The organism is Olleya sp. Hel_I_94 (assembly GCF_007827365.1).
In the GTDB taxonomy this organism is placed as follows: domain Bacteria; phylum Bacteroidota; class Bacteroidia; order Flavobacteriales; family Flavobacteriaceae; genus Olleya.
Genome location: NZ_VISI01000002.1, coordinates 69646 through 84517, shown reverse-complemented (window position 1 = coordinate 84517; position 14872 = coordinate 69646). Strand labels below are relative to the sequence as shown.

Annotated in this window: 12 protein-coding genes; 8 read left to right on the top strand and 4 right to left on the bottom strand. The window is 31.8% G+C overall.

All coding sequences use genetic code 11. The features are described from left to right. The first annotated feature begins 63 nt into the window (after nt 1-63). The 5 genes from uvrA (at nt 64) to JM82_RS03415 (ending at nt 10321) form a co-directional block, all read left to right on the top strand. Nucleotides 64-2895: an excinuclease ABC subunit UvrA gene (gene uvrA / locus JM82_RS03435; RefSeq protein ID WP_145006584.1), complete on the top strand. Its 2832-nt coding sequence runs from the start codon at nt 64-66 to the stop codon at nt 2893-2895. Nucleotides 2896-2967: 72 nt separating this feature from the next. Continuing rightward, complete coding sequence (locus JM82_RS03430; RefSeq protein ID WP_145001258.1) at nt 2968-3657, top strand: TIGR00730 family Rossman fold protein; 690 nt, start codon at nt 2968-2970, stop codon at nt 3655-3657. A gap of 8 nt (nt 3658-3665) precedes the next feature. Next, nucleotides 3666-4931: a T9SS type A sorting domain-containing protein gene (locus JM82_RS03425; RefSeq protein WP_145001256.1), complete on the top strand. Its 1266-nt coding sequence runs from the start codon at nt 3666-3668 to the stop codon at nt 4929-4931. Next, the gene (locus JM82_RS03420; protein ID WP_145001254.1) at nt 4928-7756 is read left to right on the top strand and encodes a M1 family metallopeptidase; all 2829 of its coding nucleotides are present in this window, start codon (nt 4928-4930) and stop codon (nt 7754-7756) included. Before JM82_RS03425 ends, JM82_RS03420 begins: the two co-directional genes overlap by 4 nt. Before the next feature lie 153 nt (nt 7757-7909). After that, nucleotides 7910-10321 carry a thiamine pyrophosphate-dependent enzyme gene (locus JM82_RS03415; protein ID WP_145001252.1) on the top strand — a complete coding sequence of 804 codons (2412 nt, stop codon included), beginning with the start codon at nt 7910-7912 and terminating at the stop codon, nt 10319-10321. Between the two features lie 79 nt (nt 10322-10400). On the opposite strand, the gene JM82_RS03410 is transcribed toward JM82_RS03415, so the two are convergent. Next, entirely contained in the window at nt 10401-11231 is an 831-nt protein-coding gene (locus JM82_RS03410) for an alpha/beta fold hydrolase (RefSeq protein ID WP_145001250.1), read from the bottom strand. Nucleotides 11232-11425: 194 nt separating this feature from the next. Here JM82_RS03410 and JM82_RS03405 point away from each other — a divergent pair, with 194 nt between their 5' ends. Together JM82_RS03405 and JM82_RS03400 are read left to right on the top strand one after the other, a co-directional pair. Next, nucleotides 11426-11689: a DUF202 domain-containing protein gene (locus tag JM82_RS03405; RefSeq protein ID WP_145001247.1), complete on the top strand. Its 264-nt coding sequence runs from the start codon at nt 11426-11428 to the stop codon at nt 11687-11689. Then, nucleotides 11690-12160, top strand: a complete 471-nt coding sequence (locus tag JM82_RS03400) for a hypothetical protein (RefSeq protein WP_145001245.1) — start codon at nt 11690-11692, stop codon at nt 12158-12160. Nucleotides 12161-12226: 66 nt separating this feature from the next. Here the strand turns inward: JM82_RS03400 and JM82_RS03395 are convergent, their stop codons facing one another. The 3 genes from JM82_RS03395 to holA form a co-directional block, all read right to left on the bottom strand. Further along, nucleotides 12227-12787, bottom strand: a complete 561-nt coding sequence (locus JM82_RS03395) for a type 1 glutamine amidotransferase domain-containing protein (RefSeq protein ID WP_145001243.1) — start codon at nt 12785-12787, stop codon at nt 12227-12229. A 166-nt stretch (nt 12788-12953) separates the two neighbouring features. After that, nucleotides 12954-13319 carry a cupin domain-containing protein gene (locus tag JM82_RS03390; RefSeq protein WP_145001241.1) on the bottom strand — a complete coding sequence of 122 codons (366 nt, stop codon included), beginning with the start codon at nt 13317-13319 and terminating at the stop codon, nt 12954-12956. A 27-nt stretch (nt 13320-13346) separates the two neighbouring features. Then, entirely contained in the window at nt 13347-14351 is a 1005-nt protein-coding gene (gene holA / locus JM82_RS03385; RefSeq protein ID WP_145001239.1) for a DNA polymerase III subunit delta, read from the bottom strand. 70 nt (nt 14352-14421) lie between these two features. Between holA and JM82_RS03380 the strand changes: the two genes are divergently transcribed. Further along, nucleotides 14422-14871 carry a type I restriction enzyme HsdR N-terminal domain-containing protein gene (locus JM82_RS03380; RefSeq protein ID WP_145001237.1) on the top strand — a complete coding sequence of 150 codons (450 nt, stop codon included), beginning with the start codon at nt 14422-14424 and terminating at the stop codon, nt 14869-14871. Nucleotide 14872 lies beyond the last annotated feature (1 nt).

Below are 14872 nucleotides of genomic sequence, written 5' to 3'. Positions count from 1 at the left end.
AAGAAATACAAAATGCGTATCTTTACAGCTTTGTCTATTTCTGGGCAAAAACACTTAAATGCTATGAGTAATTTTGAAGAAAACATAGAGGTTAAAGGTGCCAGAGCGCATAACCTTAAAAATATTGATGTGACCATTCCTCGCGAAAAACTAGTTGTGATTACTGGTTTATCTGGTAGTGGTAAATCGTCATTAGCATTTGACACCATTTATGCTGAAGGACAACGTCGTTATATCGAAACGTTTTCTGCTTACGCGAGACAATTTTTAGGTGGTTTAGAGCGTCCTGATGTTGATAAAATTGATGGATTATCTCCTGTAATCGCTATTGAGCAAAAAACAACTAGTAAATCTCCAAGATCTACGGTTGGAACTATTACTGAGATTTATGATTTTTTACGTCTTTTATATGCTAGAGGTAGTGATGCTTACAGCTATAATACAGGCGAAAAAATGGTAAGCTACAGTGATGAGCAGATTAAAGAATTAATTACCGAAAGCTATAAAGGCAAGCGTATAAACATTTTAGCTCCTGTGGTGCGTTCTAGAAAAGGACATTATCGCGAGTTATTTGAGCAAATTGCTAAACAAGGCTTTGTAAAAGTGCGTACTGATGGCGAAATCAAGGATTTAGTTAAAGGTATGAAGTTGGATCGTTACAAAAACCATGATATTGAGATTGTAATTGATAGACTTAAAATTGATGATGGTGTTGATAATGACAAACGTTTAACCGAAAGTATTAATACAGCCATGTATCATGGTGATGATGTGTTGATGGTTATTGACCAAGACACACAGGAAGCGCGCTATTTTAGTCGTAGTTTAATGTGTCCAACTTCTGGTGTTTCTTACCCAAATCCAGAACCTAATAATTTTTCGTTTAACTCGCCTAAAGGTGCTTGCGATAATTGTAATGGGATTGGAACATTATATCAGGTTAACGAAAAAAAGATTGTCCCAGACGATACGTTATCCATAAAAACAGGTGCTTTGGCGCCTCATGGTCCTGAAAAAAAGAGCTGGATTTTTAAACAATTTGAAACCATTGCAGAACGCTATAATTTTAAATTAAGCGATCCATATAAATCAATACCACAAGAAGCTAAACAAATTATTATGTTTGGTGGTAATGAAAAATTTTCGGTTGAAAGTAAAACCTTAGGCATAACCAGAGACTATAAAATAGACTTTGAAGGTGTTGCTAACTTTATTGAAAATCAATACAAAAATGCTGAGTCAACCTCTCTAAAACGATGGGCTAAAGACTATATGGACAAAATTGAATGTCCTGTTTGTGAAGGTGCTAGACTAAAAAAAGAGTCGTTATATTTTAAAGTAAATGGTAAAAATATTGCCGAATTAGCTAATCAAGATATAAGTGAATTAGCTAAATGGTTTAAAACATTACCTCAGTATTTGACTGAAAAACAAGTCAAAATTGCTGAAGAAATTATAAAAGAAATTAGTGCCAGACTTCAGTTTTTATTAGATGTTGGTTTGGACTACTTGTCTTTAAACCGAAGCTCTAAATCGTTATCTGGTGGAGAAGCACAACGTATTAGATTAGCAACGCAAATTGGATCACAATTAGTTGGTGTGTTGTATATATTAGACGAACCCAGTATTGGGTTACACCAACGTGATAACGAAAAACTAATTAATAGCTTAGTAGCTTTACGTGATATTGGTAACTCTGTTATTGTTGTAGAGCATGATAAAGACATGATTGAGCGTGCAGACCATGTTATAGATATTGGTCCAAGAGCTGGTAAACATGGAGGAGAAATTATTAGTCAAGGGACACCTAAGCAGCTATTAAAAGAAAAAACACTTACTGCAGAATATTTAAATGGTAATAGAGAAATTGAAATACCAAAAAAACGACGCGAAGGAAATGGACACTTTTTAGAACTTAAAGGCTGTACAGGAAACAATTTAAAAAATGTGTCAGTTAAATTTCCATTAGCTAAAATGATTGGTGTTACAGGTGTCTCTGGTAGCGGAAAATCTACTTTAATTAACGAGACACTCTACCCTATTTTAAATGCACATTATTTTAATGGTGTAAAAAAACCAATGCCTTATAAAAGCATAAAAGGTTTAGAGCATATAGATAAGGTTATTGATATTAATCAATCACCAATTGGTCGTACACCAAGAAGTAATCCTGCAACTTACACCAAAACATTTGACGAAATCCGTAGCCTTTTTGCTAAAATACCAGAAGCCATGATACGTGGTTATAAACCTGGACGTTTTAGTTTTAATGTTGCAGGAGGACGTTGCGAAACCTGTAAAGGTGGTGGTTTACGTGTTATTGAAATGAATTTTTTACCTGACGTGTATGTCGAATGTGAAACTTGCCAAGGTAAGCGTTTTAATCGCGAAACATTAGAGATTAGATATAAAGGAAAAAGCATAAGTGATGTTTTAGACATGACCATTAATGAAGGGGTTGACTTTTTTGAAAACATTCCTAAAATTCATAAAAAACTAAAAACAATTAAAGATGTTGGATTAGGTTACATTACCTTGGGACAACAAAGTACAACGCTATCTGGTGGAGAAGCTCAACGTATAAAATTGGCTACAGAGTTAAGTAAACGCGACACTGGTAATACCTTTTATATATTAGACGAACCAACTACAGGTCTCCATTTTGAAGATATTAGAGTGTTAATGATTGTATTAAACAAATTAGCAGACAAAGGAAACACAGTGTTAATTATAGAACATAATTTAGATGTCATTAAAACCGTAGATCATATTATTGATATTGGATATGAAGGCGGAAAAGGTGGTGGACAAGTTATTGTAGAAGGTACTCCAGAAGTAGTTGCTAAGCATAAAAAAAGCTACACAGCTAAATTTTTAAAGAAAGAATTAAAATAATATTGGGAATGAATTACATTTACAATAGACCAATATTTAAACACTAATAAATAGAAAATAAACAGTTATATAATGAGAGAAGAAAAACATCCAAAAGGTTGGAATGAGAAAAAAACAAATGATTCTTGGGCGATTTTTAAAATCATGGGAGAATTTGTAAATGGTTTTGAAAAGATGAGTGCCATAGGACCTTCTGTTTCAATCTTTGGTTCAGCACGTACTAAGCCTGACCATAAATATTACAAATTAGCAGAAAATATAGCTTCAAAAATAGTCGATGCTGGATATGGTGTAATTACAGGTGGTGGACCTGGTATAATGGAAGCTGGTAATAAAGGTGCACATCTAGCAGGTGGTACATCTGTTGGATTAAATATTGAATTACCGTTTGAGCAACATGATAACCCATATATCGATTCTGATAAAAGTTTAGACTTTGACTACTTTTTTGTTAGAAAAGTAATGTTTGTTAAATACAGCCAAGGATTTGTAGTAATGCCTGGTGGATTTGGAACTTTAGACGAATTATTTGAAGCCATTACGTTAATACAAACTAATAAAATTGAAAAATTCCCAATTATACTTGTAGGTACTGACTTTTGGGAAGGTTTAATGGGATGGGTTAAAACAACCCTTTTAGATAGTTTTGCAAATATTAGCGAAGGTGACTTAGATTTAATACATTTAGTCGATTCTGCTGAAGAGGTTGTAGATATTTTAGACAACTTTTATAAGGATTATGGATTAAGTCCTAATTTCTAAAACAATTAATGATAAAAAAAACATTATACTTATTAATACTACTTAGTTTTTCAGGTGTCTATGCACAAGACACCTTTAAAACTATGTTTTATAATTTATTAAATTTTCCGCTTCAAGAACCTGCAAGTGATCGCTTAGACGAGCTAGACATTATATTATCCAATTACCAACCAGATCTTTTTATGGTTTGCGAGCTTAATAATAGCTCTGGAGCAAATGCTATTTTAAACATGATGCAACAAAGCATTAATGTTAATTATCAAATGGCAAACTTTACACTTAACTCAAGCGATAATAACTTAGGAGACCAAAATGACTTACAAAACTTAATCTATTTTGATAGCACAAAATTTAGTTTGGAAGGACAAAATCAAGTCACTACAATTTACAGAGACTTTAATCATTACCAATTAAAGTTAAACACACTAACTCAAGACACAGACCCAATATATTTAAACGTGATAGTGTGTCACTTAAAAGCATCAAGTGGTACTACAAATCAGCAATTACGTTTTCAAATGGCTCAGGATTTAACAACTTACTTATCCACTTTTTCAAGTAATGATTATTTTATATTAGCAGGAGATTTTAATGTGTACACAAATTCCGAACCTGCTTTTCAAGAGTTTATCAATCCTACAAACAATATTACCTTTATAGATCCAGCAAACAGGATGGGTAGTTGGCACAATAACCAAAGTTATGTAGATGTTTTTACACAATCTACAAGGACAGCAACAGGACTTGGTGGTACTACAGGAGGTTTTGATGACAGGTTTGACTTTATACTAACTAGTACCTCTTTGACTAATAATCCGGAATTACAATTTACGCCAAATAGTTATCAAGTATATGGTAACAATAACAACTCAAATTGCTGGAATAGCGCAATAAATAGTAACGATTGTTCTGGTGTTTTGTTTTCAGAAAGTATTAGAGAGTCTTTACACAATTTTAGCGACCATCTTCCCGTTACTTTAAATATTGAAACCAATCAAAACTTTTTAAACATACCTGATGTGGTAGTTAAAAAACCGGTTTTCGAGATCATTGGATCCAATATGGTTTCAAGTTTATTAAATTTAAAAATTAACGCATCGCTTAAAAAAGACAATAACTTAAAGATTTATAACACGTTAGGTCAAGTTGTAAAAACAATTTATATAAACAACAAAACTATTAACGTTGATATTTCGTATTTATCAAACGGAATATATTACATTTCACTTAACAATATTAATGTTCAACCTTTAAAGTTTGTAAAAGTCAATTGAAGCTAAACTATTATATTTTTATTTGTTTTATACTATTTAGTATTTCGGCTTTAAGCCAAAATACTATTGACATTGAGGCTGTTTTTGATACTAAAAAAAATAGCATAAACGTAACGCAAAGTATACAATATAAAAACAATAGTAATACGGTTTTAGACACCATCTATTTAAACGATTGGAGTCATAGCTATTCTTCAAAAACAACTCCACTTGCCGAGCGTTTTGCAGATGAGTTTAAAACAACATTTCATTTTGCAAATAATGAAGATCGTGGTTTTACTGCATTAACTAGTATTAAACAATCTAATCAAACTACTTTTTTTGAACGTTTAGCTAAACACCCAGATGTTATTAAGGTAGCTCTTAACACACCTTTACAACCCAATCAATCTTATAATATTACACTTACCTACATTGTTCAAATACCTCATAATAAATTTACAAGATATGGTGTCACTGACTTTGGGGATTACAACCTACGCTTTTGGTACATTACGCCTGCTGTGTTTGATGGATCTTGGCATTACTACAGTAATAAAGATTTAGAGGATTTATTTGTAGAACCTGCAAATATTACCCTTAAACTTACCTATCCAAATAATTTTACGCCAGTATCTGAATTAAATATTCTAAATAATAAAGTTGGAACTGTTACAACCACTACATTTAAAGGTGAAAATAGAATAAACTCTAAATTATCACTAGTACAAAACAACGATTACAAAACAGTTGAAACAGATTTTTTTAATATTGAATCAAATATTGATACTGAAAGTCTAGAACCTACTGAAGTAGCATTAGCATCCGATCGAGTTGCACAATTTATTACCAAAAACCTAGGTGATTATCCACATGAAAAAGTATTATTAACTTGGATTGATTACAAAAAAGACCCTATTTATGGTCTTAATTTACTTCCTGACTTTGTAAGACCTTTTGAGGATACGTTTCAATATGAATTAAAATTACTTAAAACCACATTAAAGGTATATTTAGAAAACACTTTGTTAATAAACCCAAGAAAAGAACAGTGGTTACTAGATGGTATTCAGGTATACTATTTAATGAAATACGTCGAAAACTTTTATCCTAACCAAAAAATATTAGGAAAACTAGCTAATGTTTGGGGAGTAAGATCGTTTCATGCAGCAGACTTAAATTTTAACGACCAATATTCATTTTTATACATGCACATGGCACGTACAAATATTGACCAACCTATTGGTATGGCTAAGGACTCGTTATTAAAATTCAATAAAAATATATCTAACAAATACAAAGCAGCAATTGGATTAAATTACTTGGATGATTACATAGGTGACTCTATAGTCTCTAAAACTTTAAGTGATTTTGTTAAACAATCTAAATTAAAACGCACAACACCAGCAGATTTTGAAACTATAATTAGATCTAAAACGCCTAAAAATATTGATTGGTTTTTTGAAGACTATGTTAGCACAAGTAAAAAGATAGATTTTAAAATCAAAAAGATAAAAAAATCAGAAGACTCTATTAAAATTACTCTTAAAAACCTTAGGGATAATAAAATGCCTGTTTCGCTTTTTACTTTAGAAAACGATAGTATTACCTCCAAATTTTGGATTGATGGTTTTAATGGTAATAAAACCATTACAATAGCAAATAAAGACGTGGACCAATTAGCGTTAAACTATGATAATGTCATACCAGAATTTAACCAACGTAACAATTTTAAAAAGTTAAATGGCTTTTTTCTAACCAATAAACCTTTACAATTTAGATTATTTAAAGACATTGAAGACCCAAACTATAACCAAGTCTTTTTTATGCCAGAGTTTGACTATAATTTTTATGATGGACTATCTCCTGGTTTAAAACTATACAATAAGACCCTTTTAAGTAAGCACTTTCTATACAAATTAAGTCCTAAATATGGATTTAAAAGTAATCAAGTTGTTGGTAGTGCCTCCTTAATTTATAATGCTAGACCAGAAGGAACTGACAATTTTAGAACACGCTATGGATTATCTGGTAATTATTACAATTATGCACCAAACCTAAGCTATACCTCTTTTACACCTTTTATTGATTATAATTTTAGAAACCATAAAGATTTAAGGGACAATAAACGTGAGTTTTTATCTTTTAGATATGTAAATATAAATAGAGAGGTAGATCCAACAGGAGAATTTGAAACAGATGGAGAGCCAAAATATTCTGTCTTTAATGCTAAATATGGTCTTGTAGACAATAATTTAAAAGACTACGCGTCTTTATTTACAGATTTACAAGTAGCTAAAAACTTTGGTAAAATATCGGCTACGTTAGAGTTTAGAAACCTAAACGAACGTAATAAACAATTTAATTTACGTGTTTTTTCTGGTTTGTTTTTATACAATGATACGTATCAAGATTCTGACTTTTTTAGTTTTGCTTTAGACAGACCTACAGACTATTTATTTGACTATAATTATTTAGGTAGAAGCGAACAAACTGGAGTATTAAGTCAACAAATTATAATAGCCGAAGGTGGATTTAAATCTAAACTATCTCAGCCTTTTGCTAACCAATGGATGACAACCGTTAACACAAGCGCAACACTTTGGAGATATATTATGCTTTATGGTGATGCTGGAGTTATAAAAAATCAAAATTTTAGTCCAGAATTTGTTTATGATTCTGGTATTAGATTAAATCTTGTCGAAGATTATTTTGAGCTATACTTTCCGGTCTACTCTAATTTAGGTTGGGAAATAGGACAACCTAATTATGACGAAAAAATTAGGTTTATAGTTACCCTATCTCCAAAAACTTTATTAGGTCTATTTACCAGACGTTGGTATTAATAAATTCTTAGCAGATTAGTCTTTTTTGCGATTAATTTATTAAATAACCCTACTTAAGGCTTAATTATTGAATAATTCACATTATTTTAAGATTTTTTGATATTGCTAAACCGACAATTTTTGATTAAATTTGTTTCAAATAATTCCTTACACATGCAAACAAAAGTTAACAATAAAAAAGACTTGTCTTTTGAAGATTTTAAAACTGAAGTTCTTAAAGATTACCACATCGCTGTAACCAGTCGTGAATGTAGTCTATTAGGACGTCGTGAAGTGTTAACCGGAAAAGCTAAATTTGGAATATTTGGTGACGGTAAAGAAGTCCCTCAATTAGCTATGGCTAAAGCTTTTCAAAACGGAGATTTTAGATCAGGTTACTATCGTGATCAAACCTTTATGATGGCTATTGGAGAGCTAACAATTCAGCAGTTTTTTGCTGGATTATATGCCAATACAGATTTATCGCAAGAACCTATGTCTGCAGGAAGACAAATGGGTGGACATTTTGCAACGCATAGTGTGGATGAAAACGGAAATTGGAAAAATCTAACTCAGCAAAAAAACTCAAGTTCTGACATCTCACCTACAGCAGGTCAAATGCCAAGATTATTAGGTTTAGCGCAAGCATCAAAAATTTACAGAAATGTTAAAGGTATTGATACGACCAATTTTTCTGTAAATGGTAATGAAATTGCTTGGGGAACTATAGGAAACGCAAGTACAAGTGAAGGTTTGTTTTTTGAAACTATTAATGCTGCTGGTGTATTACAAGTACCAATGGTAATAAGCGTTTGGGATGATGAATACGGAATCTCTGTACATGCAAGACACCAAACAACAAAAGAAAATATTTCTGAAATCTTAAAAGGATTTCAACGTGATAAAGACAATAATGGTTATGAAATCCTAAGAGTTAAAGGTTGGGATTATGCTAATTTAATAGCGACCTATGAAGAAGCTGCAAAAATAGCAAGAGAAGAACACGTACCTGTTTTAATTCATGTTAACGAGCTAACACAACCACAAGGTCACTCGACCTCAGGATCGCATGAGCGTTACAAAGATAAAGACCGTTTAGAGTGGGAAGCTAATAACGATTGTAATCTTAAAATGCGTGCTTGGTTAATAGAAAACAACATTGCAACTGACGAAGAATTACAAACCATTGAAAAAAACATTAAAAAGCAAGTTAGAGATGCTAAAAAAGCTGCATGGACTAATTATTTAAAACCTGCTTTGACAGAAAAAGAAGATTTAGTAGCGCTATTAAAAAATGTTGCTAAAGCTAGTTCTAATAAAGTGTTTATCGAAAAAATTGCAAACGATTTAAGTGCTATTGGAGAGCCTAACAGAAAAGACGCTGTATCTGCTGCTAGAAAAGCGTTGCGTTATGTTATTGCTGAAAATTCTTCAGAAAAACAACAATTATTAGACTGGATTGACACCTTTTTTACCAAGGTACAACCCTTGTATAGTTCTGATTTACATAACGAAAGTTCAACTTCTGCGATTCATATAAAAGAAATTAAACCAACTTATGACAGTAAAACTGAAGATGTTGATGGACGTGTTATTTTAAGAGAAAACTTTGATGCTATCTTTAATACATATCCTGAAACTTTAGTATTTGGAGAAGATGCTGGTAACATTGGAGATGTTAATCAAGGATTAGAAGGTTTACAAGAAAAATATGGCGAATTACGCGTTGCTGATGTTGGTATTAGAGAAGCGACCATTTTAGGCCAAGGTATTGGTATGGCTATGCGTGGTTTACGTCCAATTGCCGAAATTCAGTATTTAGATTATATACTATATGCTTTACAAATAATTAGCGATGATTTAGCAACCTTGCGTTACAGAACAAAAGGTCGTCAAAAAGCACCATTAATTATTCGTACTCGTGGACATAGACTAGAAGGTATTTGGCATTCAGGTTCGCAAATGGGTGGCGTTTTAAATCTAGTTAGAGGGATTCATGTATTGGTACCAAGAGACATGACCAAAGCTGCAGGTTTTTACAATACACTTTTAAAAAGTGACGAGCCTGCCTTAATTGTAGAGTGTCTTAACGGTTATAGATTAAAAGAGAAATTACCATCTAATATTGGAGAGTTTACAACACCTATTGGAGTTGTTGAAACTATCAAGGAAGGTGCAGATATTACTTTAGTATCTTATGGATCAACTTTAAGAATTGTTCAACAAGCTGGCAAAGAACTAGCTGAAGTTGGTATTGATGCAGAAATTATTGACATACAATCTTTACTACCTTTTGATATTAATCACGACATTGTAAACAGTGTCAAAAAGACCAACCGCTTAATGGTTATAGATGAGGACGTTCCTGGTGGAGCATCCGCATATATATTAGATCAAATAATTAACACTCAAAATGCATATAAGCATTTAGATAGCCAACCTAAAACATTAGCTGCTAAACCACATAGACCAGCTTATGGTACTGATGGAGATTACTTCTCTAAACCTTCAACAGAAGATGTTTTTGAAGCAGTTTACGCGGTTATGCACGAGTCTAATCCTAGTCGTTTTCCTAAGTTAAGATAATTGGTCAAACGCTATATACTAAATAAAAAAGCTCATCTATAAAATTAGATGAGCTTTTTACTTATATATTAGTTACCATTTACGATTTTAGAAAATCAATTAAAATAGTATTTAATTGGTCCTTATGGGTAATATTTAAACCATGAGGTGCACCTTTAATGACTTTAAACACATTATCTGTAATACCTTTTGCTGCTTGATTAGCAGACGTTTCAATTGGGACAGTGTTATCACTATCACCATGTACAATTAAAGTTGGCACATTTACATTTTTTAATTCATCTCTAAAATCTGTATGCATCCATGCTTTGGCAGTTTCGATTGTGGCTCTTGGCGAAGCGTGTGAAGCTACAACAAAATCATAGTCTAATTGTGCTTGACTAACCTTGTCTTTATTGTCTTCAAAATTATAAAACCCTTTAGAAAATTCTTTTAAAAACCCTACTCTGTCTTCTTCTAAAGCATCTTGAATCCCTTGTAAATCCCTTTCAGAGACACCATCAGGATTATCCTCTTTTTGCTTAACTAAAGGTATAATACTACTTATTAAAGCTGCTTTAGCAATTTTATCTGTGCCAAAATCTGTACAATATCTTACAACTTCTCCTCCACCCATTGAAAATCCTACAACAATCACATCTTCAAGATCTAACTGAGCAATAATTTGTTCTAAATCGCTAGCTAATGCAGAATAGTCGTATCCATTCCAAGGTGTACTACTTATTCCGAAGCCTCTCCTATCGTAGGAAATGCATCTATAACCTGATTCTACGATTTTCCACACTTGATGTTCCCATGATTTTCTACTTAATGGCCAACCATGAATTAAAATGACTGGTTGTCCGCTTCCATAATCTTCATAAAAAATATCTACGGTTTCTGCTGTGTTTTTGTTTGTAATAAATGGCATATCAATTTCTTTTTTTTTGGTTTACTTAAAGATAAAATATCAATGACTAAACAGTGTTAAACCAGACTTAAAGTATTATTAACAAGTCGTTAAATTGCAAAAAATAAAATATATAAATGAAATTATGCAGACAATAGGCATTAGCTAGAGTAAATGACTCCTTTTTTTATACCTTTAAAATCTATTTAAAAATTATGATAGAACAAACCGATTTAACAACACGCGATTGGCTAGCTATTGAGCGTACCAAATTAGCCAACGAACGTACTTTTTTGGCTTATTTTAGAACTTTTTTAGTTATTTTAGGTACAGGAATTACTATACTTAAATTAGATTTACTAGCAGATTTAAAAACGTATGGTATCATATTAATAGCAATAGCTCCTATTATTTTAATAATAGGTATTGTACGCCTATATGTAGTCAAACGCACTATAAAAAAACACTATAAAATTTAAATGAAAGCTGTATCTGTTGTTACGATCCGAAAAGAGTTAAAACATAAAACCAACGAAGAATTGGCAGAACTATGTTTAAGATTATCACGTTTTAAAAAAGAAAACAAAGAACTGCTTACCTATTTATTATTTGAAGCAGATAGTGAAGCTGGTTATATTGAAACCGTCAAAGCTGAAATAGACGAACAATTTGAACTAATAAATACAGATAGCTTTTTTTATATAAAAAAGAGTGTTAGAAAGATTTTACGAAACACAAAAAAATATATTAGATACTCGCTTAATAAAGAAACTGAAGTTGAATTACTGCTGTACTTTTGTAAAAAGTTAAAAACAATGAAACCGTCTATTTCTAGAAACACAACCTTAACTAATCTGTATGACCGAAACATTGAGGCGATTACTAAAAAAATATTAGCATTACATGAAGATTTACAATACGATTATACTACTGAATTAGAAGATATGTAGTTTAAAATTAAAACATAAAAAAAGCCAACCTTAACGGTTGGCTTTTATATTCAATCTGTAAATAGATTATGCAGTTTGCATATTGTGTTTACCCTCGTAAACTTCTTCTATTAATTTTTTATTAAAAGCTGGCAAATCGTTTGGATTACGACTTGTGACTAATCCTTCATCTACCACAACTTCGCTATCTTCCCACATGGCTCCTGCATTTACTAAATCTCTTTTAATAGAGCTAAATGATGTTACTTTACGTCCTTGCAATACACCTGCTTCGGCTAACAACCAAGGTGCATGGCAAATAGCTGCTACTGGTTTTTTATTAGCAAAAAACGATTTAATAAATCTAATTGCATCTTCATTTCTTCTTAAAGTATCAGGATTAATGACTCCTCCTGGTAATACTAGTGCATTATAATCGTCTTGAGACACTTGATCTAAGGTTTTATCTACATCATAACTGTTACTCCAGTTTCCGTCTGCCCAACCTTTTATTTGTCCTGATTTTTCAGAGACGATATGTACATCAGCTCCTGCTTCTTTTAAAGCATTCATTGGTTCTTTTAATTCACTTTCTTCAAATCCATTGGTTGCTAAAATTGCAACTTTCTTTCTCTCTAAGTTTTCCATTTTATTTTTTGGTTTTTGTTATTAATAATTCGATTTACTACCTCTAAAGTACTATAATTAATAGCCTTAGACGAATTATAAAACCTGTTTAACTTCGATTTAATATCAAGTGTTAAATAATAATATGGAAGTGTTAAAACCCATTTAGCTTCGTTAAAAAAATTAACTATTTGGGTTCTATAATTAAATATATTGCAGTACTATCTCCAACATTTAGTACTTGATGCTGGCTAATTTCAGATTTAGACCAAGTCACTCCTGTTTTTACAGGAATAGTACGTGTACCTGTAGCATCTGTTATTTGAAAAGTGCTTCCTGCTAAGGTATAACCAAAATGTGGTTTATGATAGTGCTTCTCATGACCAACATTAGGTGGAAACGTACATTTTAATATGCGCTGTTTTTTTGTGTCTTGTAATACTTTGCACACTTTATGTCCTTCCCAACCTGCTGCTAATGGATCTGGAAGTGTTTGTACAGTTTTACAAGAAAAGCTTAAAAGCACTATTGCGATTATATAATATGGTTTCATGATGTTTTTTAAAGTTTTAAATAAATGTTAGTACATAATCTTAACTAACATCTCTTTAAGCAAATCACCTTGTGGCACAGCATTACTATCAACACCTTTACTTTTACCATCAAACTCGCGTAAAATAGCAATAACTTGACTAACTTTTCGCATTGGGTAATTGCGTGAAGCCTCTATATATTCGTTTACAAAATAAGGATTAACACGCAATGCAGAGGCTACACTTCGAGGGTTTTTATCAGACATTCCATGTAAATGCAATAATTGAGAAAAAAAGCTAAACAATAAAGATACAGTTAAGACCATTGGATTATCCTTTGGGTTTTCTGCAAAATAATGGACAATTTTAAAAGCCTGAGCAGTATTTTTTGCACCAATAGCTTTACGTAACTCAAAGTTATTATAGTCTTTACTAATACCTATATTTTCTTCGATATGGTCAGGAGTAATCTGTGTGTCTCTTGGTAAGACTATTTGTAGTTTGTTTAACTCATTACTTAATTTACTCAAATCTGTACCTAAAAACTCCACTAACATTTGTGATGCTTTTGGAGTTATAGAATAGCCTTTTGGTGACAACACACGACTTATCCAATCTGGTACTTGGTTTTCGTAAAGCTTTTTACTTTCAAAAACTTGACCTGACTTTTTAATAGCTTTGTAAACCGCTTTACGTTTGTCTACAGATTTGTATTTATAACAAATAACTAAAACCGTTGTAGGTTGTGGGTTTTTGGCATAATCTGCTAATTGATCAATTGTCCTAGATAAATCTTGAGCTTCTTTAACAATCACCACTTGACGATCTGCCATCATAGGGTAACGCTTAGCATTACTTACAATATCGTCCACGCTAATATCACGACCATATAACACCATTTGGTTAAAGCCTCGCTCCTCTTCCGTTAAAACGGTTTTTTCGATGTAATCTGAGATTTTATCAATGTAATAAGCCTCCTCACCCATTAATAAATAGATAGGTTTAAGCTGCTTATTTTTTATATCAGTAACTAACTGTTTGACTTCGTCCAAAGGAAAAAAAATTAAAAATTTGGTTTTTGACTTTTGAAGTTTAACTTTGAAAAAAACCGAATACCATTAAATGCAAGAGTTAAACTTTCCAAAGTTTGTGTTTCGATTCAAAAATAACGAAAATAAAGTATCTATTTTTGATGTTATACGTAAAAGATTTATGGTCTTACAACCTGAAGAATGGGTAAGACAACATTGTGTACATTACTTAATAGAAGTTAAAAAATATCCAATCTCTTTGATTAATGTCGAAAAAGAACTAAAAGTCAACGGTTTAAAAAAGCGTTATGACATTGTTATTTTTAATACTGACGGAAGCATACATTTAATTGTAGAATGTAAAGCGCCTAAAATAGAAATCAAACAAAACACTTTTGACCAAATAGCACGTTATAATTTGGCATTAAATGCAACCTATTTGATGGTAACAAATGGTATTAATCACTATTATTGCAGTATGGATTTTAAAGCAGAACAGTATCACTTTTTAAAAGACATACCAGATTATCAAGAACACTAGT